Source organism: Streptomyces sp. NPDC107581, assembly GCF_055657175.1.
Map to the genome: position 1 here is coordinate 674,281 of NZ_JBVKBH010000002.1, position 24,189 is coordinate 698,469.

Annotated in this window: 21 protein-coding genes; 6 read left to right on the forward strand and 15 right to left on the reverse strand. The window is 74.6% G+C overall.

The annotated features are described in order from the left end of the window. Window positions 1-68 precede the first annotated feature (68 nt). Complete coding sequence (locus ACZ7P3_RS06550) at window positions 69-2,168, reverse strand: phage holin family protein (RefSeq protein ID WP_472079371.1); 2,100 nt, start codon at window positions 2,166-2,168, stop codon at window positions 69-71. A gap of 276 nt (window positions 2,169-2,444) precedes the next feature. After that, window positions 2,445-2,876 (reverse strand): hypothetical protein, encoded by a 432-nt coding sequence (locus ACZ7P3_RS06555; protein ID WP_472079372.1) that lies wholly within the window; start codon window positions 2,874-2,876, stop codon window positions 2,445-2,447. An 84-nt stretch (window positions 2,877-2,960) separates the two neighbouring features. On the opposite strand from ACZ7P3_RS06555, the gene ACZ7P3_RS06560 reads away from it, so the two are divergent. After that, complete coding sequence (locus tag ACZ7P3_RS06560; protein WP_472079373.1) at window positions 2,961-3,734, forward strand: MBL fold metallo-hydrolase; 774 nt, start codon at window positions 2,961-2,963, stop codon at window positions 3,732-3,734. Continuing rightward, on the forward strand, window positions 3,731-4,381 hold the full coding sequence (locus ACZ7P3_RS06565; RefSeq protein WP_472079374.1) for a DedA family protein: 651 nt from the start codon (window positions 3,731-3,733) through the stop codon (window positions 4,379-4,381). Before ACZ7P3_RS06560 ends, ACZ7P3_RS06565 begins: the two co-directional genes overlap by 4 nt. Window positions 4,382-4,476: 95 nt before the next feature. On the opposite strand, the gene ACZ7P3_RS06570 is transcribed toward ACZ7P3_RS06565, so the two are convergent. The 3 genes from ACZ7P3_RS06570 to ACZ7P3_RS06580 all read right to left on the reverse strand — a co-directional run bounded on the left by ACZ7P3_RS06570 (window position 4,477) and on the right by ACZ7P3_RS06580 (window position 8,138). After that, window positions 4,477-5,682: an MBL fold metallo-hydrolase gene (locus ACZ7P3_RS06570; RefSeq protein WP_472079376.1), complete on the reverse strand. Its 1,206-nt coding sequence runs from the start codon at window positions 5,680-5,682 to the stop codon at window positions 4,477-4,479. Then, a complete protein-coding gene (locus ACZ7P3_RS06575; RefSeq protein WP_472079377.1) occupies window positions 5,679-6,935 on the reverse strand; it encodes an aminotransferase class I/II-fold pyridoxal phosphate-dependent enzyme in 1,257 nt (418 codons plus the stop codon). Before ACZ7P3_RS06575 ends, ACZ7P3_RS06570 begins: the two co-directional genes overlap by 4 nt. Window positions 6,936-7,151: 216 nt before the next feature. Further along, complete coding sequence (locus ACZ7P3_RS06580; RefSeq protein WP_472079378.1) at window positions 7,152-8,138, reverse strand: hypothetical protein; 987 nt, start codon at window positions 8,136-8,138, stop codon at window positions 7,152-7,154. Between the two features lie 389 nt (window positions 8,139-8,527). Here ACZ7P3_RS06580 and ACZ7P3_RS06585 point away from each other — a divergent pair, with 389 nt between their 5' ends. Further along, on the forward strand, window positions 8,528-8,905 hold the full coding sequence (locus tag ACZ7P3_RS06585; RefSeq protein WP_472079380.1) for a DUF2795 domain-containing protein: 378 nt from the start codon (window positions 8,528-8,530) through the stop codon (window positions 8,903-8,905). Window positions 8,906-8,996: 91 nt separating this feature from the next. Here ACZ7P3_RS06585 and ACZ7P3_RS06590 read toward each other — a convergent pair whose 3' ends face one another. The 3 genes from ACZ7P3_RS06590 to ACZ7P3_RS06600 form a co-directional block, all read right to left on the reverse strand. Further along, window positions 8,997-9,254 carry a DUF6158 family protein gene (locus tag ACZ7P3_RS06590; RefSeq protein WP_472079382.1) on the reverse strand — a complete coding sequence of 86 codons (258 nt, stop codon included), beginning with the start codon at window positions 9,252-9,254 and terminating at the stop codon, window positions 8,997-8,999. A 156-nt stretch (window positions 9,255-9,410) separates the two neighbouring features. After that, window positions 9,411-11,030 (reverse strand): ABC-F family ATP-binding cassette domain-containing protein, encoded by a 1,620-nt coding sequence (locus ACZ7P3_RS06595; RefSeq protein WP_472079384.1) that lies wholly within the window; start codon window positions 11,028-11,030, stop codon window positions 9,411-9,413. Window positions 11,031-11,158: 128 nt separating this feature from the next. After that, a complete protein-coding gene (locus ACZ7P3_RS06600) occupies window positions 11,159-11,854 on the reverse strand; it encodes a histidine phosphatase family protein (RefSeq protein WP_472079386.1) in 696 nt (231 codons plus the stop codon). Between the two features lie 82 nt (window positions 11,855-11,936). On the opposite strand from ACZ7P3_RS06600, the gene ACZ7P3_RS06605 reads away from it, so the two are divergent. Both ACZ7P3_RS06605 and ACZ7P3_RS06610 read left to right on the forward strand, forming a co-directional pair. Then, window positions 11,937-13,427 carry a phosphatase PAP2 family protein gene (locus ACZ7P3_RS06605; protein ID WP_472079387.1) on the forward strand — a complete coding sequence of 497 codons (1,491 nt, stop codon included), beginning with the start codon at window positions 11,937-11,939 and terminating at the stop codon, window positions 13,425-13,427. A 132-nt stretch (window positions 13,428-13,559) separates the two neighbouring features. Beyond that, on the forward strand, window positions 13,560-14,381 hold the full coding sequence (locus tag ACZ7P3_RS06610) for a class I SAM-dependent methyltransferase (RefSeq protein ID WP_472079388.1): 822 nt from the start codon (window positions 13,560-13,562) through the stop codon (window positions 14,379-14,381). Between the two features lie 19 nt (window positions 14,382-14,400). On the opposite strand, the gene ACZ7P3_RS06615 is transcribed toward ACZ7P3_RS06610, so the two are convergent. The 4 genes from ACZ7P3_RS06615 to ACZ7P3_RS06630 all read right to left on the reverse strand — a co-directional run bounded on the left by ACZ7P3_RS06615 (window position 14,401) and on the right by ACZ7P3_RS06630 (window position 19,000). Next, entirely contained in the window at window positions 14,401-15,072 is a 672-nt protein-coding gene (locus tag ACZ7P3_RS06615) for a GvpL/GvpF family gas vesicle protein (protein WP_472079389.1), read from the reverse strand. Window positions 15,073-15,179: 107 nt separating this feature from the next. After that, window positions 15,180-17,027: a transketolase gene (locus ACZ7P3_RS06620; protein WP_472079390.1), complete on the reverse strand. Its 1,848-nt coding sequence runs from the start codon at window positions 17,025-17,027 to the stop codon at window positions 15,180-15,182. Next, window positions 17,024-18,412, reverse strand: coding sequence for an NAD(P)/FAD-dependent oxidoreductase (locus ACZ7P3_RS06625; RefSeq protein ID WP_472079391.1), 1,389 nt, complete (start codon window positions 18,410-18,412; stop codon window positions 17,024-17,026). The genes ACZ7P3_RS06620 and ACZ7P3_RS06625 overlap by 4 nt, the downstream gene beginning before the upstream one ends. A 147-nt stretch (window positions 18,413-18,559) precedes the next feature. Further along, the gene (locus ACZ7P3_RS06630; protein ID WP_472079392.1) at window positions 18,560-19,000 is read right to left on the reverse strand and encodes a phage holin family protein; all 441 of its coding nucleotides are present in this window, start codon (window positions 18,998-19,000) and stop codon (window positions 18,560-18,562) included. 92 nt (window positions 19,001-19,092) lie between these two features. Between ACZ7P3_RS06630 and ACZ7P3_RS06635 the strand changes: the two genes are divergently transcribed. Further along, entirely contained in the window at window positions 19,093-19,440 is a 348-nt protein-coding gene (locus ACZ7P3_RS06635; protein ID WP_472079393.1) for a VOC family protein, read from the forward strand. 14 nt (window positions 19,441-19,454) lie between these two features. Here the strand turns inward: ACZ7P3_RS06635 and ACZ7P3_RS06640 are convergent, their stop codons facing one another. From ACZ7P3_RS06640 to ACZ7P3_RS06650, 3 genes are all read right to left on the reverse strand, one after another. Next, window positions 19,455-21,416 (reverse strand): DUF5107 domain-containing protein, encoded by a 1,962-nt coding sequence (locus ACZ7P3_RS06640; protein WP_472079394.1) that lies wholly within the window; start codon window positions 21,414-21,416, stop codon window positions 19,455-19,457. A gap of 238 nt (window positions 21,417-21,654) precedes the next feature. Beyond that, a complete protein-coding gene (locus ACZ7P3_RS06645) occupies window positions 21,655-22,206 on the reverse strand; it encodes a GNAT family N-acetyltransferase (protein ID WP_472079395.1) in 552 nt (183 codons plus the stop codon). A 147-nt stretch (window positions 22,207-22,353) separates the two neighbouring features. Then, complete coding sequence (locus ACZ7P3_RS06650; protein ID WP_472079396.1) at window positions 22,354-24,189, reverse strand: CocE/NonD family hydrolase; 1,836 nt, start codon at window positions 24,187-24,189, stop codon at window positions 22,354-22,356.

The following is a 24,189-nucleotide window of genomic DNA, read 5'->3' on the forward strand; positions in this document are numbered from 1 at the left end:
GTCTTCGGGTTCCGGGGCCATCCGATCACATCCGGGCTCACCGCACCGTGAAGACCGGGCTCCCGGATTCAGGCGGCGCGCTCGTCCTCGTCCGTCGCCGTGGTGAGCGGCACCTGCGGCCCGTTCGCCTCGCGCAGCCAGCGGCGCAGGACGCCGTGCACCTGCTCGGCGCCGGTCAGCCGCGCTCCCCCGGCCACGGGCTCGGACAGGGTGAGCGGGGAGAGCAGGAAGGGGCGCGACTGGGCGCCGCCCAGGCCGCCGTGGGAGCCGATCTGCTCCTCGAAGGCGAGGACTTCACCGTCGGCGGGGTCGTGGAAGGAGTTGACCATGATGTCGGCGGTGTGCGGGAAGGAGTGCGTGCGACGGACGGCATCGGCGGCGCCGGGCCCGAAGGAGGCCAGCGGGCCGGGGTCCCCGTCCAGCTCCGCCAGCGGGATCCCGGTGCCGTACGGGCCGAGCAGCACTCCGTCGTGCTCTTCGCTGCGCACCAGCAGGAAGCCGATGCCGGGGTGGTTGGCGAGGGTGGCGAGCAGGGCGGGGTGCCGGCTGTCGATCTCCTCCTTGGTCATGCGGTGCGGCACGTCCGGGAAGGAGATCAGGCCGAGGTTGCCGGAGGCGAGCACGATCGGCTCCGAGCCGCGGGCCGGGCGGTGCCCTCCGCCCTTCTCCTCCACGGGCCTGCGCAGGGCCGCGCGGACGGCGGCCCGGGCCTCGGCGCCGCTGCGGGTCCGCTCGGCCTTACGGGGAACGGGCAGTCCGCAGCCGGCGCGGACGAGGTCGGCCAGGGTGAGGCCGTAGCGGGCGCGGAAGGTCTCGCCGGGGCTCTGGCCGTGGTCGGACAGGACGACGATCCGGTAGGGGCGCGGGGCGTGTTCGGCGGCCTTCTCGATGAGGGCGAGGGAACGGTCCAGGCGCTGCAGGACCTTCTCGGCGTCCCCGCTGTGCGGTCCGGAGTGGTGGGCGACCTCGTCGTAGGCGACGAGGTCGGCGTAGACGGCGGTGCGGCCGGCGAGCAGGTCACCCATCACGGCGGCGACCACCACGTCCCGTTCGACGACGGTGGCGAAGGCGCGCACGAAGGGGTAGAGGCCGCCGCGGCCCACGCGGGGCCGCTGCCTGCGGATCCTGGCGCGGGTGGACTGGCCGATCTCGCGGCCGACCTCGGCGGCGAAGGACAGGGCGGTGCGCACCGCGTTGGCGGGGTCGGAGAAGTAGGCGAAGTAGCCCGCGCGGGAACGGTTCTCCCGGCCCCGGCGGCGGGTCGCGATGGAGAGCACGAGGGCCTGTTCGCCGGCGCCGCCGCTGAACAGGTTGCCGCGGCTCGCGCCGTCGACGGTGAGCAGTCCGCCGTCGCCGGTGTGCCGTACGGCGCGGTGCTGGAGTGCGGCGGCGCTGGTGGGGCGGTTGCACACCATCACCTCGCCCCGGTCCTTCTCGTACCAGCGGAAGGCCGGCACGTCGAAGGTGCTGCCGTGCAGGATGCCGAGCTGGCTGGCGCCGGTCTGGCTGGACCAGTCGGTGTGCCAGGGGGTGAGCCGGTGGGTGGGTGCCGCGGGCGGTGCGGACCGTGCGCCGTCGTCCGTCGCCAGCCAGCGGGCGACGGTCGGCATGAGGCCCTTGCGGACGGCGGCGGTGAGGACGTCGTGCCCGACGCCGTCGAGCTGGACGCAGACCAGGCCGGGCCCGGCCGGGCAGGGCGGATCGGCTCTGTGGCGACGGCCGGCGAGCCGCAGGAGACGGCGGCGGTAGGCGTCGTCGTCACGTACGGCGAGGGTGGCGCCGGTGGCCGAGGCGACGGCGGACATCACGGCGGCCACGATGACCGCGGTCTCCGGGGCGGCCTCCCCCCGCCCCGAGGGGTTGATGCGCAGGGCGAGCAGGAGCAGGGAGCCGTTCAGGAAGAAGACCAGCAGACCGAGGACGAACGCGGGCACGAGCAGCAGCAGCCGTACGAGCAGCGGCCACACCACGGCCGAGAGCACGCCGAAGGCGCCGGCACCGCACGCGGCGGTGATCGCGATCCGGGTGGCGCTGTCGCCGTCGGCGGACTGGAGCCGGAAGTCGGGCAGGAGACCGGCGAGGAGAAGCATGGTGACCGTGGAGACCGCCCACACCGTGACGCTCCGTCCGACCTGGCTGGCGACCCGTCGCCACCGCACGCCCCGCACGCCCCGCACACCTCACGTCCCGGCCCGCCCGGTCCCGGGGCCTGGCTCCACCTTGTCACACGGTCCGGTTGGCGAGCCCCATACGGTCACCGGGCCCGTTCGGTCACCTGGACCGGTCCGGGCAGGGAGACCGATTCGGTCGCCGAGCCCGGTCCGTCAGCGAACACGGTCCGGGGAGCGAGCCCGATCCGGTTGCCGAACGAGGTCCGGTTGCGGAACGCAGTCCGGCTCGCGGAACGCAGTCCAGCTGCCGAACGTGGTCCGGTCACCGGGCCGTCAGCGCCCGTCGTACCCTGCCGTCGGCATCGAAAGGCGGCGGTGCACCCGTGCCTTCATCTGCGCGTCGTAGCACGGCTCGGCCCGCCCCACCGTCTCCACGCGCACGCCGCGCCGGGCGCACTCGGCGGTGAACTCCTCCACCGAGGACAGGGCACGCTCCAGCACCCGCCGGCTGGGGGCGACGAACACGTCCACGCCGGGCAGGACGCCGTCCCACAGGGCGCAATGGTCGAAACGCAGCCCGCCGACCAGAAGTTCCCGCGCGACCACGTAACCGTGTTCCACCGCCCACCGGGCGCACATGGCGTGCTGGCTGCGGGAGTCGACCAGAAAAGGGTCCGCCTCCAGTTCCTCCAGAGGTGTCAGGCTGGCGATGGCGGTGACCCGCACCCGTGCGAGCCCGCCGGAGGCACCCCGCAGCTGTCCCATGGCGTCCCCCTCACCTCCGGGTTTCGCCGCCGACCCTACTCCTGCCCGTAGGCTTCGGGGAGTCGCGCGAAGGAGGCGAAGGAGGTGCCGGTGGAGATCACCTGGTGGGGTCACGCCACCTGCACGCTCGAAGATTCGGACATGCGCGTGCTCACCGATCCGCTGTTCGCCCGTCGGCTCGCACATCTGCGCCGCCGCCGGGGCGCGGTTCCCCCTGCCGAGGCCCGCCGTGCGGACGTGGCGCTCGTCTCCCATCTGCACGCCGACCATCTGCACCTGCCCTCGCTGGCAGCGCTCGCCCCGGGCACGCGCCTGCTCGTGCCCCGGGGCGCACCACGCGCGGTGCCCGGTCTGCGCCGGCTGCGGCAGCTGCGGATCACCGAGGTGGTGCCGGGCGACCGGGTCCGGGCCGGCGATCTGGTGGTACGGGTGGTGTCCGCACGGCACGACGGGCGGCGGCTGCCCGTCGGCCCGCACCGCTCCCCCGCGCTCGGATTCGTCGTGGAGGGCGAGGCGCGGACCTACTTCGCGGGGGACACGGGCCTGTTCGACGCCATGGCGGAGCAGGTCGGGCCGGTGGACGTGGCGCTGCTGCCGGTGGGCGGCTGGGGTCCGTACCTCGGTGAAGGGCATCTGGACGCGGGGCGGGCGGCGCGGGCGCTGGCCCGGCTGGCGCCGCGCCTCGCGGTGCCGGTGCACTACGGGACGTACTGGCCGATCGGCATGGACGCCGTGCGCCCGCACGAATTCCATGCGCCGGGTGACGAGTTCGTGCGCCTGGCGGCCACGGCCGCGCCCCAGGTGGCGGTGCGCAGACTGGGGCACGGCGAGAGCGTGCGCCTGGAGGTCGCGCGGTGAGATGGCTGGCCACCGCCGCGACGCTCGCCGCCGCCTCGACGTCGACGGCACCCCCGGAGTCCACACAGCAGGCGCTCGGCTACCCCTCGCTGTTCCTGCTGGTGCTGATCGGGGCACTGGTGCCGGTGGTGCCCACGGGGGCGCTGGTGAGTTCGGCCGCCGTGGTGGCGTTCCACCAGACGGCGCCGTTCTCGCTGGCGCTGGTGTTCGTCACGGCGTCGCTGGCGGCCTTCCTCGGGGATGCGGCGCTGTACTGGCTGGGGCGGCGCGGAATGCGGTCGAGGAACGGCTCGCGCTGGCTGGAGGCGATTCGCTCGCGTGCGCCGGAGGAGCGGCTGACGCAGGCTCAGTCGAAGCTCGCCGAGCACGGGGTGGCGGTGCTGGTGCTGTCCCGGCTGGTGCCGGCCGGGCGGCTGCCGGTGATGCTGGCCTGTCTGCTGGCGGAGTGGCCCGTGCGGCGGTTCGGCCGGGGGAACCTGCCGGCGTGTCTGGCGTGGGCGTTGACGTACCAGGTGATCGGGATACTCGGGGGTTCGCTGTTCCCGGAACCTTGGGAGGGTGTGGCGGCGGCGGTGGGGCTGACCGTGGTGATCAGTGCGATACCGGGCCTCGTGCGGCGCGTTCGGGGGGCGGTGCGCAGCGGGTAGCGCCGTCGGACGTTCGGGCGGCCCCCGGCAGGGTGCGGGGCTGCGAGGTGCGGCACGCACACCCGTCACTCCAGTACGGGTCACTCCAGTACGCGTCACTCCAGTACGCGCGAACCTCCCACCGGCAGGTCCCACAGGTCCTCCCGCTCCAGCCCCGCCTTCTCCCAGGCCGCCCGCACCCGCGTGAGGGGCTCCAGGACCGGCTCCGCCGAGAGGACGAACGTGCCCCAGTGCATCGGGGCCATTCTGCGCGCGCCCACGTCCACCGTCGCCCGGACCGCTTCTTCGGGGTCGCAGTGGACGTCGCTGAGCCACCAGCGGGGATCGTAGGCGCCGATGGGCATGAGGGCGAGGTCGATGCCGGGGTAGCGGCGGCCGATGCGGGAGAACCAGTGGCCGTAGCCGGTGTCGCCGGCGAAGTAGAGGCGCTGTGCGTCGGGCGCGGTCAGCACCCAGCCGCCCCAGAGGCTGTGGCAGGTGTCGGTGAGGGTGCGCTTGGACCAGTGGTGCGCGGGCACGAAGTCGAAGCGGACGCCGGACAGTTCGGCGCCCTCCCACCAGTCCAGCTCGGTGACGCAGGTGAACCGGCGCCTGCGGAACCAGACGCCCAGCCCGGCGGGCACGAACACCGGCGTCGCGCGCGGGAGTCTGCGCAGGGTCGGGGCGTCCAGGTGGTCGTAGTGGTTGTGGCTGATGACGACCGCGTCGACGCGCGGCAGGGCCTCCCAGGCCACGCCGACGGGGGTGATGCGGGCCGGGGTGCCGAGGATGCGCCGGGACCAGACGGGGTCGGTGAGCACGGTGAGTCCGCCGAGCCGGACCAGCCAGCTGGCGTGCCCCGCCCAGGAGACGGCGAGCGTACCGGCGTCCACGCGGGGCAGGGGGCCGGGTGCGTAGGGCAGCCGGGAGATGTCGGCGAGGCCCTCGGGGCCGGGGCGTACGGCGCCCTCGCGGGCGAAGCGGGCGAGGGCCTTGAGACCGGGCAGTGACGCGGTGAGCCGGTCGTGGAAGGTCCGCGGCCACACCCGGTGTTCGCCGAGCGGGCGGGGCTCGGCCAGCGGCGGGAAGGGCTGCGCGAGCGGGTCCGGTGCCGCGGGGACGCGGGCGGCGCCGCCCGGCGCGGTCGTCGAGGTCACCGTGGTCACGGACGTCCTGGTGGCCGCCGGGCCCACCGGGGTGGCGGACGTCGGGTGGATCGCCGGGCCCACCTGGGTCGCGGACGTCGGGTGGGGCGCTGCGGTCGGGGGCGTCGTGGTCGTCTTCGTGGCGGCGGATCCGGGCTCGTGCGTCTGCTGCGTCATCGAGGATGCTCCCATCGCTGAGCGTCGTCGCGGAGATCGTCGAAGGCCGACCTCAAGGAGATCAACGCACGTTGTACGTGTGGCAGTTCCAACGGCGAGGGTGACATGAGGCATTCCGTGCGTTCGTCGTCCGTACCGCCCAGCAGCGGCCCTGTGGCCAGCCGCACCCGCAGCGCACCGAGATCGTCGCCGAAGCGGTGGCCGCCGGGCGCGGGCATGCCGAGCCGGGCGGTGAGGAAGTCCTCCAGTTCCTGGGCGTCGCCGACGCCCTGATCGGCGAGCGCTTCGCGCAGCGGGCCGAGGTCGGCGTACAGATGGCGGCCGGCCTGCGGCGGCCGGGCGAGCGCGCCGCCCGCGACGACCGCGGCGTGCACGGCTGCGGCCACGCGCGCGTGCAGGCGCACGGCGGCCTCGCGGCGCTCGGTGACGGGCTCGGGTTCGTCGAGGGCGTACCCGGCCGCGGCGGCGACCGGCTGAGCGACCCGCGCGTCGAGCGCGGTGAGGATGTCGAGCACGCGCGCGTGGAGCCGCTCCCCCGCCTCTCCGGCCGGGAAGCGTGCGACGGCGGCGGGCCAGCCCGGCGGCAGCAGGGCGCCGGCCAGGTCGGTGACGACGGCGACCCGGTCGGGCAGCATCTCCGCGGGGCTGAGCAGGACGGTCTCGCGCGGGGCGTGCAGGGTGTCGCGCCAGGTCTCGTCGCTGACCAGGTGCAGGTCCTCGGCGGCCGCGGCCTCGACGGTCTCGTGCAGCAGCTCGGGCGGGGCCACGGTGGCGGTGGGGTCGTCGGCCACGGACAGCACCAGCAGCCTGGGCCGGCCGCCCTCGGCGCGGACCCGGCGGACGGTCTCCAACAGGGCGTACGGGTCGGGGACACCGCCGCTCTCGGCCGGGGTCGGCACATGGAAGACGGGCCGGCCCAGCAGGCGGGCGTAGGGCGCCCACCAGGCGGCGCAGGGGCGGGGCACGAGCACGTCGCCGTCGTCCCCGGCGAGCGCGGCGGTCAGGGCTAGCAGCAGCGCGGGGGCGCCGGGGCCGGCGGCCACCCGGTCGGGGGCGCAGGACAGTCCGCGCCGGGTCCAGTAGCCGCAGGCCGCCTCCAGCAGGGCGGGGGCACCGCCGACGGGCTGGGCCCCGGCGCGGCCCGCGGCGGCGGCGAGGACGGCGGCCAGCTCCGGGAGCACGGGCAGGCCGTCGCCGGGCAGGGATGGTCCGTAGCGGACGGGGCCGTGGCCCTCCGGGTCCGTCCGCCGCATGTCCGCCTCCGCGCAGTCCGTGGTGCCGTGTGGTGTTCCCGTCCGGGCCGTGGTCTCCCGTCGGCCGGTTCTGCGGCCGCTCCCGTGGCCTGGCTGCGTGACTGGTGGGCAGGGTGCCCGCTGCTGGTGCCCTCGGGATGGTGTGTACCCCTCCGGCGGCCTTCCATGGCCGGTGGGGGCGAGTCGCCCCGGTCACGGCCCGCCCCGTGCCAGGCGTCAGCCGTTCGCCCGCCTCCTGCGGCCGTGCAGCCGGTAGAGGGCTCCCCCGCAGGCCGTCGCGATCAGCACCCCGCCCGCGACCAGGGCCGGGACCGACTCGTTGAAGGCGCCTCCCTGCCCGGCGGCCACCCCGTGCCCCACGGTCGCCGGGGCGCAGTCGGCGTCCTTGCCGGACTCGCGGCAGGTGTGTCCGCCGGCGCAGGTCGTGCCGTGGGAGTCCCCGCACTCCTGGCCGTCACCGGTGCAGGGTCCTGCGTCGGCGCACCCCTGTCCGGTGCCGTGGCACTGCGCGCCGTCCCGGCACTGCCCGGCCCCGTCGGCACAGGCGTCGCCGTCACGGCACTGTGCGGTCCCGTCGTGGGACGCGGTCCCGCCACCCGGCGCGGTTCCTTCATGGGACGCGGTCCCCGCGCCCGGCGCGGTCCCGTCGTGGGACGCGGTCCCGTCGTGGGACGCGATTCCGTCGCGCGGTGCGGTCCCCTCACCCGCACCGGTCCCGTCGTACGGTGCGGTCCCGTCACCCGCTGCAGTCCCGTCGTACGGTGTGGCCCCGCCGCCCGGAGTCTCGTCGTACGGTGTGGCCTCGTCGTACGGTGTGGCCTCTTCGCTCGACGCGGTTCCCCCACCGCACGTCGCCCCCTCCTGGCAGTGCGCGCCGCCGTCCTCGCCGCTCCCGCCGGCCCTGCACGGTGTGCCGCCCGCTCCGAGTCCCCCGGAGTCGGGGGCAAGGGTGTCGGGGGCAAGAGGGTCGGGGACCGGCCCGGTGGCGGTGTCGCAGGGCGCCGACACGGCGGCGGGGGCGCCGGGCGGGCCGGTGCCTGGGGCGCTGCGCGGGGCGGTGCCGGGAGCGGCTGCGGCCACGGGGGCGACCTGGGCCGGGGGAACGGCTACGGCCACGGAGGCGGCCGGGGCGGCGGGCCCGGCTATGAAGAGCCCGGCACCGGCCAGGACGGCGACGGACAGGGCACGGGCGGTGCGGCGCATGAGGCGGGCTCCTCGGCACGGCGGCGGACACCGGGCGGCGGCCACCGCGACGGCGGTAGGGCTGCGGGACACGGCTGGCGTGCCCTCCCTGCCATCACAGCCCGCCGGCCGCCGCACCGCGCGCGGCCGGACCCCATTCGCGGGACGCGAACGGCCTAACGGGTGACCCTGGGGCCGGCCGGCGGACACCGGTCGCCCGACGGCCCCGAGGGACGGGTCCCGGGAGGTTTTCCGTCTCGCGTGCAGGTGACTCGGCAGGTGCCGGCCGGACCGGCAGCCGAGTACGCGGTACGGACCTTCACCCCTCCGGATCGGCAGCCGGGTACGCGGTACGGTCCCGGACCGGCAGCCGAGTACGCGGTACGGACCTTCTCCCCCTGGAGGAAGACATGCAGCGAGGCAGTGACCGGTTGAGCGTCCATCGGGACGACGAGATGAAACACGAGCTGAGGGGCCTGCTCCGGTCCGGGCACCCGACGCGCGTGGAGGAGTGGCACGATCCGGAGCCGGCCGCCGACGACGACCCGGAGGTCTGGAGCGGGCCGGTCGGAGGTCTTGGTTCCCCGGCGTCACTGGAGCGGGCACGGCTGGAGCTGGCCCGGCACCTGAGCCGGCACGCGTTCCCCGCGAATGCGGGCGAACTCTCCCGTGCCCTGCGCCGCAGCAATGCACCGGGCGCGCTCGTCGACGCGGTGGCCAGGCTCCCGCGCTCGGCGCGGTACGCCCATGTGCAGCAGTTGGCCGAGGCGCTGGTGGGCGGCGGCTGAGCCGGGACTCTCCCTGGGCGGTGTGCGCCGGCGGGGCGGGCCGGCACCGCCCGCACGCGGCCGCCCGGGCGCCCGGGACCGCCCGGCCGCCTCAGGTGCCGGACGGGCCCGGAGTGGCCGCCTCGCCGCAGCCGCGCTCGCGGGCGCCCTCGCGGGTGCGGCCCGCGCTGACCAGGCGGCGCGGGTTGCGCCGCAGGTACTCGCCCTCGAGCTGCGCCATGCGCTCGTTGTGGGCCCGCAGCGCGTCGTTCGAGCCGTACAGGAGGGTGTCGTGGCGCGTGCGGTGGATCGTCTCCAGCTCTTTCATGAGCTGCTGGTCGTCCAGTCGGCTGGGGTCGACTCCGGTCATGGTGGTGCCCCGCTCGTCGTGTTCGTTCGTCCGGTCCGGGTACCCGCAGGGACGCGCTGCCCCCCGAGCGCCTCCGGGCGGGAGCCGTGAAGCTCGCGTTCCTGAGTCCACTGTACGAACATCCGGGTCCCCGGGCCTCCGCATGCCCGGCCGGGGCTAGCGGGCCCGTTCCACCCGGCGTTCGTCCCAGACCGGTTCCGAGGTCTCGCGGACCCGGCCGTCGCTGCCGAAGACCAGGAAGCGGTCGAAGGAGCGGGCGAACCAGCGGTCGTGGGTGACCGCGAGGACCGTGCCCTCGAAGGCCTCCAGGCCCTCCTGAAGGGCCTCGGCGGACTCCAGGTCGAGGTTGTCGGTCGGCTCGTCGAGCAGCAGGGCGGTGACGCCCTGGAGTTCCAGCAGGAGGATCTGGAAGCGGGCCTGCTGGCCGCCGGAGAGCCGGTCGAAGGACTGTTCGGCCTGGCCCGTCAGTTCATAGCGGCGCAGCCGGGACATGGCCGCGCCCCGGTCCTGGGCGTGTTCCTTCCACAGGATGTCGAGCAGGGTGCGGCCCTGCAGCTCGGGGTGGGCGTGGGTCTGCGCGAAGTGGCCGGGGACGACCCGCGCGCCGAGCTTCCACTGCCCCGTGTGCGCCACCTCCTCCCCGGCGAGCAGCCGGAGGAAGTGCGACTTGCCCGAGCCGTTGGAGCCGAGCACGGCGACCCGTTCGCCGTAGAAGACCTCCAGGTCGAACGGGTTCATCAGGCCGGTCAGCTCAAGCCCCTTGCAGGTGACGGCCCGTACGCCGGTGCGGCCGCCCTTCAGGCGCATGGTGATGTCCTGCTCGCGCGGCGGCTCGGGCGGCGGTCCTGCCTCCTCGAACTTGCGCAGGCGGGTCTGTGCGGCCCGGTAGCGGGAGGCCAGGTCGGCGCTGTTCTCGGCCGCCTGCCGGAGCGTCAGAACGAGTTTCTTGAGCTGGGCGTGCTTCTCGTCCCAGCGGCGCCGCAACTCCTCGAAGCGGGCGAAGCGTTCACGGCGGGCCTCGTGGTAGGTGGTGAAGCCGCCGCCGTGCACCCAGGCGTCGGCGCCGGCCGGGCCGGGCTCCACGGAGACGATCTTCCCGGCGGCGCGGGCGAGGAGCTCACGGTCGTGGGAGACGAACAGGACCGTCTTGCGGGTCTCCTTCAGCTGCTGTTCCAGCCACCGCTTGCCGGGCACGTCCAGGTAGTTGTCCGGCTCGTCCAGCAGCAGCACTTCGTCGGTGCCGCGCAGCAGCGCCTCCAGGACGAGGCGCTTCTGCTCGCCGCCGGAGAGGGTGCGCACCTGCCGCCACTGTGCCTGCTCGTACGGGATGCCGAGCGCGGCGGTGGTGCACATGTCCCACAGGGTCTCGGCCTCGTAACCGCGGGCCTCCGCCCAGTCGGCGAGGGCCTGGGCGTAGGTCAGCTGGGCGGCCTCGTCGTCGACGGTCATGATGGCGTGCTCGGCCTTGTCGACCGCCCCGGCCGCCTCGCGGATGCGGGGCGGGGCGACGGAGACCAGCAGGTCGCGTACGGTCGTCTCGTCGCGCACGGAGCCCACGAACTGGCGCATCACGCCGAGGCCGCCGCTGACGGTGACGCTGCCGCCGTGCGGTTTCAGCTCGCCGGAGATCAGCCGGAGCAGGGTCGTCTTGCCGGCGCCGTTCGGGCCGACCAGGGCGACGGCTGCGCCTTCGCCGACCCGGAAGGAGACATCGCCGAGCAGCGCCCTCCCGTCGGGGAGGTAGTACTCGAGGTGCGCGGCTTCCAGATGTCCCATAAGGAGGCATTCTGTGGGGCACCACCGGCCTGGAGCAAACGCTTATCGGTCGCGCGGCACACGCCTATCGGTCGTACGGCACCGCTCATCGGTCGTGCGGCACCAGCCCATCGGTCGCGCGGCACCGCTCATCGATCGCGCGAGACACGCTTGTCCGTGTCCACCGGCTGCCCGGCCACGCCCACGGGCTCCCCGGCCGGGCCGCTCCCGCCCGCCGGTACGACGGTGGCGCCGGCCCAGGACAGTGCCGTGAAGCCGTCGGACGGGGATCCCTCCAGGATCACCACGCCGGTGTTCTCCAGCGGGCGGGCGGCGGCGAAGGCCACATCCACGTTGCGGGCGCGGGCGGCGGTCCACACGCGGACGGCGGCGCCGTGGCTGACCATGGCGACGGTGCCGGCACCGCTCGCCGCGGCCTCGGCGATCACGGCGTCGAAGCGGGCCAGGGCCTCCTCGCCGTTCTCTCCGCCGGGGATCCTGAGGCCGGTCCGTCCGGCCGCCCAGGCGAACGCCGTGCGCATGTACACCGCGCCCTCCGGGGAGTCGCCGGGCAGCATCTCCAGGTCGCCCGCGGACAGCTCGCGCAGACCGGCGCGAACGATCACGTCCAGGCCGCGGGCGGCGGCGAGCGGGGCGGCCGTGAGCCTGGTGCGGGTCAGGGTGGAGGCGTAGAGGGCCTCGATGTCCTCGTCCGCGAGCACCTCCGGCAGCGCGGCGGCCTGCCGCTCGCCGAGCGGTGTCAGACCGGGGCCGGGTACGGCGGTGTCCAGCAGGTGGTCGATGTTGGAGGGGGTCTGGCCGTGGCGTATGAGGATGAGGCGCATCCGGGGGATCCTCTCGCGTCGGGTCAGGCCGTCGGGTGTACCGGGACACAGAAAACGGCTGCTTCAGGGTAACCGCACTCCCATGAGCCCAGACCTCGACCTGACCGCTGTCCCGACAACCGGCCGGCACGCCCTGCGCAACCGGCTGCTCGCCCTGGACGACCGCCTGTTCGAGACGGCAGCCGCATGGCACTGGCCCGGTGCGGAACGGGTGCTGCCGAGGCTGAGCCGGAGCGCGAACCACGGGGTGCTGTGGGGGGTGGCGGCGGCCGCCGTCGCGGCGAGCCGTACGCCGCGGGCCCGGCGGGCCGCGGTGCGCGGGATCGCCTCGCTGGCCCTGGCCTCCTTGACCATCAACACGATCGGCAAGCGGTCGGTGCGCCGCGCGCGGCCGGTGCTGGACCCGGTGCCGCTGGTGCGGCAGCTGAAGCGGCAGCCGATCACCACCTCGTTCCCGTCGGGCCATGCGGCGTCGGCGGCCGCGTTCGCGACCGGTGTGGCCCTGGAGTCACCGGCGTGGGGGGCGGTGGTGGCGCCGGTGGCGTTCTCCGTGGCCATGTCCCGGGTGTACACGGGCGTGCACTTCCCGAGCGACGTACTCGCGGGGGCGGCTCTCGGCGTGGGCGCCGCGTTCGCCCTGCGCGCCGTGGTGCCGACCCGCGCCCAGGTCGCGCCGCTGGCCAGGCCGCAGGCCACGGCGCCGGCGCTGCCCCGGGGCGACGGTCTCGTGGTCGTCGCCAACCGCGCCTCGGGCACCTCCGAGCGGGTGCGCGCGCTGCGGGAGGCGCTGCCCGGGGCGGAGATCCTGGAGTGCGAACCCCAGGACGTGGGGGCCGAGTTGGAGAAGGCGGCCGCCCGGGCCCGGGCGCTCGGGGTGTGCGGGGGCGACGGGACGGTGAACGCGGCGGCCGCGGTCGCCCTGCGGCGCGGCCTGCCGCTCGCGGTGCTGCCCGGGGGCACGCTCAACCACTTCGCCTACGACCTGAGGGTGGAGGACGAGCGCGCGTTGGCCGGTGCGGTGCGCCAGGGGGAGGCGGTCCGGGTGGACGTCGGCCGGTTCGTCGTCGCCGGCCACGAGGGCGTGTTCCTCAACACGCTGAGCCTGGGCGTCTATCCGGAGTTGGTGCGGGTGCGGGAGCGCTGGTCGTCCCGGATCGGCAGCTGGTCGGCCGGGGTGCTCGGGGCGATGCGGGTGCTGCGCGCGGACCGGCATCCACTGGTGGCCGAACTCGGCGGACAGCGGCGTCCGTTGTGGCTGCTGTTCGTGGGCAACGGCGTCTACCACCGGGTGGGGTTCATGTCCGGCCGCCGGACCGACCTGGCGGACGGGCTGCTGGACGTACGGGTGGTGCACGGCAACCGCAAGCCCGCGCTGCGGCTGCTGGCGGCCGCGGCGGCGGGCCCGCTCACCCGCTCCCCGGCCCATGCGGCGGTGCAGGTGAAGCGGCTGCGGCTGACCGGTCTGACACCGGGGACACCGCTCGCGTACGACGGGGAGGTCACCGAGGTGCAGGGGGACGTGCTGGTGGAGAAGCTGCCCGCGGCCCTGACGGTCTACCGGCCTCTGCCGTGAGCCCTCCGAGCCCACACTGGGTCCACATCGTGAAACGGGAGTCTCATCATTCGACATGCGCGCGTACCGTGAGCTGTACCGCGGAACGGGGTCGCCGGCCCCGGAACGGGTACGACGAGGAGGGGTACAGCCATGCCGGAAGCGCAGGAGAGCGCCGTCTACACGCACGGGCACCACGAGTCGGTGCTGCGGTCGCACACCTGGCGGACCGCCGCCAACTCGGCGGCCTACCTGCTCGGTGTGCTCAAGCCCCACATGGAGATCCTGGACATCGGCTGCGGACCGGGGACCATCACCGCCGACCTGGCCGAGCTGGTCCCCGAGGGCCGCGTCACCGGCGTCGACCACGCGCCGGGGATCCTGGCGCAGGCCCGTGCGACGGCCGCCGCGCGAGGCCTGGCCAACGTGGACTTCGCGGTCGCCGACGTGCACGCGCTGGACTACCCCGACGACACCTTCTGCGTGGTCCACGCCCATCAGGTGCTCCAGCACGTCGGCGACCCGGTGCAGGCGCTGCGCGAGATGCACCGGGTGACGAAGCCGGGCGGGTTCATCGCCGTGCGCGACGCGGACTATGCGGCGATGACCTGGTACCCGGCGGTGCCGGGCCTCACGGACTGGCTGGACCTGTACGAGCGGGTCGCCCGGGCCAACGGCGGCGAGCCCGACGCCGGGCGCCGGCTGAAGGCCTGGGCGCTGGCCGCCGGGCTGCGGGACATCACGGCCACCTCCGGCACCTGGACGTTCGCCACGCCCGAGGAGCGTGCCTGGTGGAGCGGGCTGTGGGCGGACCGCACCCTTGTCTCGGCCTACGCCGGGACGGCCACACGGGGTGGTCACGCGACGGCGGAACAGCTGCGGGCGGTGTCCGAGGCCTGGCGGGAGTGGGGCCGGCGCGAGGACGGCTGGTTCGCGGTCCTGCACGGCGAGATCCTGTGCCGCAAGGAAGCCTGAACCGCGCGGCCGCGGGCGCTCACTGTTCCTCGCGGGTGAACTCCCCGGTGAACGAATAGGCCGCCCAGGGGCCGGTCAGCTCCACCCGGACACCGGGTGACCGGCCCCTCGCCCGGTCCACCAGCTCCACGAACTCCTCGGAACCCGCCCGCGACACCAGGTAGGCCGCGTTGAGCACGTTGCGGCCCGGCACGGCGGACCGCGCGGTGCTGTGCGTCGGGTACAGCCGGACGTCCTCGGCGTGCCGGGCGAGCTGCGCGTGCAGCGTCCGGGCGGATGTCCCGCCGGCCGGCTCGCTCTCCATGTACACCTTGACGCCCCACTCCACCCGGCCCTCCAGCCGGTCGAGGGTGTGCCGGAACTCGTCCTCGCGGGCCTCGATCATCGTCCGGACCCCGCTGTCGTCCGGGAAGACGGTGGCCGGCCGCAGCGGCAGCGGGGTGGTGACCGTGGTGAGCGCGTCGACCACGCCCTCGTGGGCCCGGGAGGTCGCGGCCACCCAGTCGTGGTCCGCCAGGCGGGCCCGCAGGGCCTCCTCGCAGAAGTCGCCCTCCGGGACCGTACTGACGACCGCGACCAGCCCGTGGTGGTGCAGCAGCCCCGCCGGTGCGCCCCCGACGCCTTTCAGCTGGGCCTGCAGCGGCGCGCCGAGGGGGCGGCAGACGGCGTAGACATAGCGCAGTCCGGTCATGGGGCCTCCTTCGGCACACGGCCGGCTTCCAGTCGATCCCATCTGGCCTGCCTTGTCGACCGAGGCGCCGGTGAGCTGCAGGGCGAGGGCCGCGGCGTCCGTCCGGCTCAGCGCACGACCGCCTCCTCGACCAGCAGTTTCGCCGCGGCCGCGATGCCCACGGCGTCGATGCCGGCCGCGTGCAGCTGCTCGTCCGGCGCGGCCGAGCCCGGCATGGTGCGCACCGCGAGCCGGACCAGGCGGGGTGCGGGCCGGCCGTCGGCGAACGCCTCCGCGACGGCGTCGCCGAGGCCGCCCTCCTCGTGGTGGTCCTCGACGGTCATCAGACAGCCGGTCTCCTCGGCGGCCCGGCGCAGGGTCTCCCCGTCGACCGGCTTGACGGAGTACAGGTCGATCACCCGTACCGCGATGCCGTCCTCGGCGAGCCGGTCCGCGGCGGCCAGCGCCTCGTGCACGGTGACCCCGGCCGCGACGACGGTCAGCCGGTCCCCGTCGCCGGCGCGCAGCACCTTGCTGCCGCCGACCGGGAACTCCTCGTCCGGGCCGTAGATCACCGGGCTCGCCCCGCGCGAGGTGCGCAGATAGCGGATGCCGTCGAGGGCGGCCATCTCCGCGACCAGCCGGGCGGTCTGGTTGGCGTCGCACGGGTACAGCACGGTCGAGCCGTACACGGAGCGGAACATCGCCAGGTCCTCCAGGCCCATCTGCGAGGGCCCGTCCTGCCCGATCGAGACGCCCGCGTGCGAGCCGACCAGGTTGATCCCGGAACCGCTGATCGAGGCCATGCGCACGAAATCGTGGGCGCGGGTGAAGAAGGCCGCGAACGTGGAGGCGTAGGGCACCCAGCCGCGCACCGCCATGCCGACGGCCGCGGCGACGAGCTGCTGCTCGGCGATGAAGCACTCGAAGAAGCGGTCGGGGTGCTCCTTGGCGAACATCTCGGTACGGGTGGAGTCGCCGACCTCGCCGTCCAGGGCGACGACATCGCCGCGGGCGGTGCCGAGTGCCGCGAGGGCCTTGCCGAAGGCGTCCCGGGTGGCGACCTCGTCCCCCCGCTCGTAGCGCGGCAGTTGGAGCACCTCGGTGGTGGCGGAGCGCAGCGCCGCGGCGGCGGGCGGCTCGCCGACCGTGACCCGCAGGTCGCGCAGGCCGCCCAGTTCGGCGACGGCCTCCTCGGGCTCGGGCAGCGGCTTGCCGTGCAGGCCCTCGCGGTCCTGCACGGATGCGACGCCCTTGCCCTTGAGGGTACGGGCGAGGATCACCGTGGGCTGCCCGGCCGTCGACACCGCTTCGCCGTAGGCCCGGTCGATCGCGTCGACGTCGTGCCCGTCGACCTCGACCGTGTGCCAGTCGAAGGCCCGGAAGCGGCGGGCGTAGGCGTCCAGGTCGTGGCCGTGCCGGGTCGGGCCGCGCTGGCCCAGCCGGTTGACGTCGACGATCGCGACGAGGTTGTCCAGGTGCTCGTGTCCGGCGTGTTCGGCGGCCTCCCACACGGAGCCCTCGGCCAGCTCGCTGTCCCCGCACAGCACCCACACGCGGTAGCCGGAGCGGTCCAGCCGTTTGCCGGCCAGGGCGATGCCGACACCGACCGGCAGTCCCTGGCCCAGCGAGCCGGTGGCCGTCTCCACCCAGGGCAACCGGCGCGGCGTGGGGTGTCCTTCGAGGCGGCTGCCGAGCTTGCGGAAGGTGAGCAGCTCGCCGTCGTCGATGACACCGGCCGCCTTGTACGCGGAGTACAGCAGGGGCGAGGCGTGCCCTTTGGAGAGGACGAAGCGGTCGTTGGCGGGGTGCTCGGGCCGCTCGAAGTCGTAGCGCAGATGGTGCGCGAACAGGACGGCCATCAGATCGGCGGCGGACATCGAGGAGGTCGGATGCCCGGAGCCGGCCGCGGCGGCGGCCCGCACGCTGTCCACGCGCAACTGCTGTCCGAGTTCGGCGAGTTCGGCGGTGTTCATGAGTCTCCTTCGAGAGGGTTCCGGGGTGGGGTGTGCTGCCGGCCGGACTGCTGCCGCGCGGGCTCGCCCGGCCGCTCCTGGCCGCCGGGCACCCGGGCCGGTTCCGGGGACGCGGTGTCGAGCGGCACCGACCAGGCACGGACCAGGCCCAACTGGACGCCCTGGCGCGGGAGTACGGCGTCCAGGAGCCAGTCGGCGGCGACACGCATGCGGTTGCCGGGCAGCGCGACCAGGTGGTAGCCGCGGGTGACCAGCCCGGCCGGCGGGCCGGACAGCGGGATACCGAACGGGTTGGCGGCGGCCTGCACGCCGCCGAGATCGACGGCGAAGCCGAGGTCACGGTGGCGGTAGGCGCGCGTGCGGCGGCCGAGGCCGAGCGAGGCGGCGACGTTCTCGCCGGCCACCCGGCCCTGCCGCCAGGCGTGCTGGGCCGTCATCGGGGTGAACCGGCCGGGGCGGTCCAGATCGGGTACGGCCGCCGCGTCGCCGCAGGCGAACACGTCGGCGCGGCCCGGCATCCGCAGCTGGGGGTCCACGATCAGCCGGCCCTGCTCCAACGGCTGCCCGACGGCCTCGACCAGCGGATCCGGGCGGACCCCGACGCACCACACCAGGGTCCGCGTCGCCACGAACTCGCCGTCGGTGAGCAGCACTCCGTCCTGGGTGGCCTCCTTCACCGAGGTCCCCGTCCTCACCTCGACGCCGCGTTCGCGCAGCACCCGGCCGGCCGTCCGGGAGAGCCGCTCGTCCAGCTCGGGCAGGACCCGGGGCGCGACATCGAGCAGGATCCAGCGGGGCCGCCGGGAGCCGGGCAGCTGCCGGCGGGCGAGGCCGTCGGTGAGCAGCTGCATCTGCGCGGCCACCTCGGTGCCGGTGTAGCCCGCCCCCACCACGACGAACGTGCACCGGGCGGCCCGGGTGTCCGGGTCGGCGGCGACGGCGGCGAGTTCCACCTGGCGGGTGACGTGGTCGCGCAGGTACAGCGCCTCGGGCAGTCCGCGGAACCCGTGCGCGTGCCGGGCGACGCCGGGGATCGGCAGCAGCTTGTTGACGCTGCCGACCGCCAGGACCAGCCGTTCGTAGCCGAGCGTCCCGGTGCCGCCTTCGGGGTCGGTGTACGAGACGGTGCACCCGTCCAGGTCGACGTGGCCGGCCTCGCCCAGCACCAGCCGCACCCCGCCCAGGGTGCCGGGCAGGGACACCGTGACCCTGCGGGGCTCCAGGATCCCGGCGGCGACCTGGGGCAGCAGGGGCAGATACAGGAAGTAGTCGGTCGGGTTGAGCAGGGTGACGTGGGCACGGCCCCGGGTCAGCCGGGCGAGGGTGCGGGCGGCCCGGTACCCGGCGAAACCGGCGCCGACGATCACGACGCGGGGTCGACTCACGGTGTGCCTCCGGCGGTGTGGCTCCTCCGAGGCCTTCCGCGTAACCGGGCCCGGGTCACCCAAACGCCCCCGGTCTCACCCGGACGCCGGTCGGGCACGGTCCCGGCCGGACGCCGGCGGAGTCAGGCCCGGCCGGCGTCGGCGGAGTCAGGCCCGGTGGTGCGGTCCCTCCGGGTCGAGGGGCGGCCGGGGAGGAGCCGTGGAGGGCATCGGCGGGTAGGGCAGGCCGAGTCCGCCGGGCGGGCCGGGCGGCGGGGTGCCACCGACCACGTGGCCGGGGGCGGAGACATGCGGGTGCTTGGGGCGGGCGGCTCCGCGCAGGACGAAGGCGACGACGCCCAGGATCGCCGCGGTGATCAGCGCGGCGGCCCAGCCGGGCAGGCCGGCCGCCAGGCCGAGGCCCAGGGCGAGTGCGAGCGCGCCACCCGCGTACAGGGCGACGGTGCCGGAGGCGGCGTAGAGCATGGCCGTGCGGCGCTGCTTGCGCGTCTGCTCACGCAGCTCGTCGCGTACCGTCTCGCGTGCCACCTGTGCCAGCTCTTCGACGAGGTGCTTGTCCAGATGTTCCAGGTGATCCATGCGGTCCATGAACTGCGGGTACCCGCTGCACACGGGGTGTAACGGGGTCGGCCACGGCCGTGGCCTGTGCGGGCCGGGCCGTCCCAACTAGGCTCGTGCGCATGGAGATTCTGGGCGCCTCGCTGCGCATCTGCGTCGACGACATCGACACCGCGATCCCCTTCTACGAACGTCTCGCGGGCGGCACGGCGCTCCGGTTCGAACGCGGCGGTGTGCAGGTCGCCGCGGTCGGGTCCTTTCTGCTGATGAGCGGTCCCGAGGCCGAGCTGGAGGTGCTGCGCAAGGTGGCGGCGACGATCGCCGTGAAGGACGTCGAGGAGGCCCACCGGCTGCTCATGGACCTCGGCGCCCGGATCATCGCGGGGCCGGTGCCGACACCGGCGGGCCGGAACCTGCTCGCGATGCATCCGGACGGCTCGCTGTTCGAGTACGTGGACCACCGGGGCTGAGCCGCCTTGGCCGCTCAGACCGCGTCCGGCCGCATCCGGAAGTCGTAGCGCGCGGGCAGGGGGTCGTCGGCGAGGCGGGCCCACAGCCGGCCGATCGCGTCCGCACCCTCGCGCAGGTCGGCCACCTCGAACCCGTCCTCGAAGACGGCCCGGGCCTCGGTGCGCCGTCCCTCGGCGAGGAGCAGTTCGGCCTCCAGCAGCCGGAACCGGCCGCGCCTGCGGACGGCGGGCAGCAGCCGCTCCCACACGGCGCGGGCGTCCGTCGTCCGCCGGGCCCGCAGCAGCGCCTGAAGCGTCTCGCCGCCGAGCGCGGCCACGGCGGCGGTCCATGCTTCGCCGTCGTCGCGCCGCTCGTGGCACAGGTCGTCGAAGGCCTCCGCGTAGCGCTCGGCGGCCCGCTCGTGGTGTCCGGACTCCTGGTCGGCCACGGCCAGACAGCGCAGCAACGGCCACAGGGACGGCGCGAGGAGCAGCGCCCGCTCCCAGCTGCGGACCGCCTGGGCGCGGTCGCCCGCGTGCCACTGGGCGATGCCGAGGTGGTACTCCGTGTGCGGGGTGGTGGGCGCGGTCTCCAGCATGTCCCGCCAGTGCGGGGCGACGAGCGTCTCGCCGGGCGGGCGGACCCGGCGCGGCTCCGGCAGGGAGCCGGTGCGCAGCAGCTGCAGCCAGGGCGCCTGTGCCTCACCGAGGGTGGACTCGGGGAACGGCGTGCCGGTCGGTTTCCAGCCGCCGCGCAGTACTTCGAGCGCGCCCCAGCCGGAGCCGGCGGCCAGGATCTCGCCGGGTTCGGTGTCGGCACACGGCTTCCAGGCCGTGTACGCCTGCTCGACGCGGGCGCGCGGCAGCACGGCCGCCAGCCGGTCCTCGGCGCCCTGCACGACCGCCGTCCATTCGCCGTCGCGGGGTGCGTCGAGCGGCCCGTACGCCTCCAGCCAGGACACCTCGCTCTCCGGCTCCAGCCGGACGTGTTCCAGCTGGGTGCGGGCGAGGCCGGCCTGGATCTCGCAGTAGCCGCCGGTGCCGGGCTCGGTGAGCCACTGCTGCCAGCGCCGGCCGCCGGGGCCGCTGCCCCACACGAACAGCTTGCGGCCGCGCAGCACGTCGGTGGAGGTCTGCACCAGCCCGTGCCCGTCCGCGTCCAGCGCGGCGATCCAGCGCCGGCGGCCGTCCGGGACCTCGTAGAAGTAGTCGGCGGCGTAGGGGCTGTTGAGCGGATGGGTGCGGTCGATGCCGTCGTGCGAGGGGACGGGCACGCGGCTCAGGCGGCGCTCGTAGCCGAACTGCCATGCCTCCTCGGCCGGGGCGAGCACCCGGCGCTCTTCCGGGACGGCGATGTTGGACCACCAGTAGGCGGGCACGGGCCGCTCGTGGGGATTGCGGATCCGGACACCGGCATACAGGAAGTCGGAGCCGTCCGGGAGCCACAGGTCGACCTGGAAGGGCAGGTCGCGCAGCCGCTCCCACTCCCACAGGCGCAGCATCTCGCCGCCGTCCGGGGCGGGCACGCGGGCGGCGTGCAGGGGCGCGCAGGAGAGGGTGGTGTGGCCGGTGGCGCCGATGTTCCATTCGATGCCGCCGGAGTACCAGGCTCCGTTGAGGGCGAAGTTGGCGGGCTGGAACACCGGGTTGCGGTAGAGGAGTTCGCGTCCGGTGGGCAGGTGGACCAGGGAGGCGATGCGTCCGCCGAGGCCGGGCAGGACGGTGGCGCGCAGCCGGTCGTTCTCGATCACCAGCGCGTCCAGGGTGCGGGGCTCGCGGGTTCTGTCGTAGCCGTCGCGGACGCGCACCGGGAGCAGGCTGTGCAGCGGCCCGTGTCCGAGCTGCCGAGCCATGTCCCGCGGCATCTCGTCGCGTTCCCGGTCGTCGATGCGGTGGACCTCGTCGAGCGGGCAGAGCGGGGGCAGGGGGTTGTCGGGTCCCAACTGCGCGGCGGGCAGGGTCAGTACCTCACTTCGGATCCTCGTCACGATGACCATGGAACCCGGCCCGCGGGGAGTCGGCCAGGGGCGCTGCCGGTCAGGATTGCGCAAAGGCGTCCACGGCCACGCCGGCGAGCGGGGCCCGGACCGTGCCGTCCGGGTCGCGGCCGGAACCCGGCGGGTGGGGCGCCGACGCCCTCGCCGGGCCGCCTCGCCCCGGATGCGCGTCCTGTCCCCCACCGGCAGGGCGGCTCCGCCACCGACAGGGCATCGGCCGTGAGGGGCCCGGGACCGATCAGCCGCGGGCGCGCATCTCCGCGGTCAGCGCCCAGCGTTCGTGGTCCCGCCAGGCGCCGTCGATGAAGATCATGTCGGGTGAGAAGCCCTCCAGGCGGAAGCCGGCGCCCCGCGCCATCGCGACGGAGGGGGCGTTGTCGGGCTGCGCGTTGATCTCCAGCCGGTGCAGCCCCAGCGGCCCGAACGCGTACCGGATCACCAGTTCCAGGCCCTCGCGCATCAGCCCCCGGCCGGCCGCGTGTGCGAAGGCGCCGTAGCCGAGCGCGCCGCACTGGAAACCGCCGCGGACGATGTTGTTGATGTTGATGAATCCGGCGATCTCCCCGGTGTCCTTCTCGCACACGAGGAACCCGGCCTTCGCCGGATCCTCGATGAGCGGCCGGGCATAGGCGGTGTAGCCCTCGTCGGTGTCCGGCGGGAACAGCCAGGGCCGGTGCAGGTCCTTGCTCTCCCTGGCCCGCGCGGTGAACTCCGGACCGTCCTCGGGGGTGAAGAAACGGATGCCGACGCGGGAGCCTTCGGCAAGGAAGCGGGATGCGGTGGTCGGCATCCGGCCAGCCTACGCGTGAGCGGTCGCGGCACGTCATGGCACCGGCCCGGCACGGCGCCCCGCCGAATCCAGCGGGGCGCCGTGCGGGGCGGGCGGCGGGCGGGGCCCGTCACGGGTCCGCACGGCGGGCGGTAGCCTCCGGCCGGCTCATCCGCCGAGCACCGGCAGCTCCAGCACCCCCGTGTCCCCGGGCGCGCTGACCACGGTGACCGGCTTGATCCCCCGGTTGCCGAAGTACGCGTCGTCGCTCGCCGCGAGCACGAAGCTCAGCCGGTGCCCCTGGCCGTACCGGTGCACGATGCCCGGCAGGGTCACGGTGAAGCGCTCGGTCACGTCGGGCACGCGGACCGGGGCGACCAGCCGGTGCACCAGCGTCCTGGTGCCGTCGGGCGCCACGTCGTACAGCTTGGCGAACAGGACGAGCCGGTCGGCCGCGTTGCCGGAGTGCTGCGTCCGTTCGGCCTCAGGCGAAACGACCCTGAGCGTGGCCCGGGGTGCGCCGACCACGTCCGTGGTGCGGGTGAGCGGTGCGCCGGTCCAGCCCAGGAAGGTGCCCGCCGTGTCGTACGGCGCCGGGTCCGGCAGCCCGAGGAGCCCGGTGAGGGAGCTTTCCGAATGACTCGTGGGGAACGGCCGGTTGGTGTACGTGCGGCTGCCCCGGGCGACCTTCCTGCGGTTGTCGACGAGCTTGCCGTCGCCGGAGAGGTACAGCTTCTCGGTGCGGGCGGGGAGCCGGCTCGCCGTGGCGTAGGTGCGGCCGGGGTCGGTGGTCCAGTCGCGGTAGTAGGCGAAGGCGGGTCCGGTGTCGACGCCCTTGTGCCCCCGGAGGTAGCGGTCGAACCAGGCGAGGATCCGCTTCCCCACATAGCTCGTCTCCAGGTTTCCCTGGGCGAGGTCGAGTTCACCGGCCGCCGGGCCGGTGGTGCCGCCGCTGTGCCCCCAGGACTGCCAGATCATCTTCGCGGTCGTGCCCCCGGCCTTGAGCGTCTTGTACGTCGCCGTCGCCTCGTTGAGATTGAAGAGGCTGTCCGCCTGTCCCTGGACCAGCAGGGTCGGCGCCTTGACCCGGTTCAGGTACGAGGCGGGGGAGACGCTGCGGGCGTAGGCGAGCAGATCGGCGGTGGCGCGGGCCGGGTAGCTGCCGGAGTTCAGCGTGTGGATGATGTCGCAGGCCTTGGTGGCGAAGTGGAGGCAGGTGAGGGAGTTGATCCGGGACGGGTCGAGGTTCGGCACGGTCAGCGGCTGGCTCTCGCCCATGAGGTAGAAACCGTTGGTCCACTGCCATTTGAAGGCGCCCGGGACGGTTCCGGCGGTGCTGTTCGGGTCCAGCGAGTAGGCCAGGTCGTTCCAGGTGACCATGGGCACGATCGCGTCGACACGGTGGTCGACGGCGGCCGTCGCCAGCTGGATCGCGCCCCCGTAGGAGCCGCCGGCCATACCGACGCGCGGGTCGCCGGCGGAGTCCAGAGTGACGAAGTCGGCCCTGGTCCCGTCGTCCGCGGCCCTCTTTCCGCCCAGGAAGTCGACCAGCCGGGAGGCGGCCGTGGCGTCGATGCCCGGGTCGTCGAGCGAAATCAGGCAGCCGGACCTGCCGAAGCCCAGCCCGGAGTAGATGAGGGAGACATAACCGCGCTCGGCGAAGGCCTTGCCGATGGCGTCGGTCGATCCGTCGGACTTGCTTCCGCCGAAGCCGTTCGTGGCGAGCACGGCGGGTGCGGGACGGGCGCGGTCCACGCCCGCGGGGCGGTAGAGGTCGGCGTCGACCGTGCAGGTGCGACCGCCTGCCCGGACGGTGAACTTCAGTGCGGTGACGGAGTACTGACCACTCGGGGCCGCCGGAGCGGTGGGCGCGAGGGGTGCTGCGAGCGCGGCGGGTGCGGTGAACGCGGCGGTTGCGGTGAGCGCGAGGGGTGCGGTGAGCGCGGCGCCCAGCGCGAGAGCGGGCGCCGCGGGTCCTGGGGAACGGGGAACGCGTCGGGACAC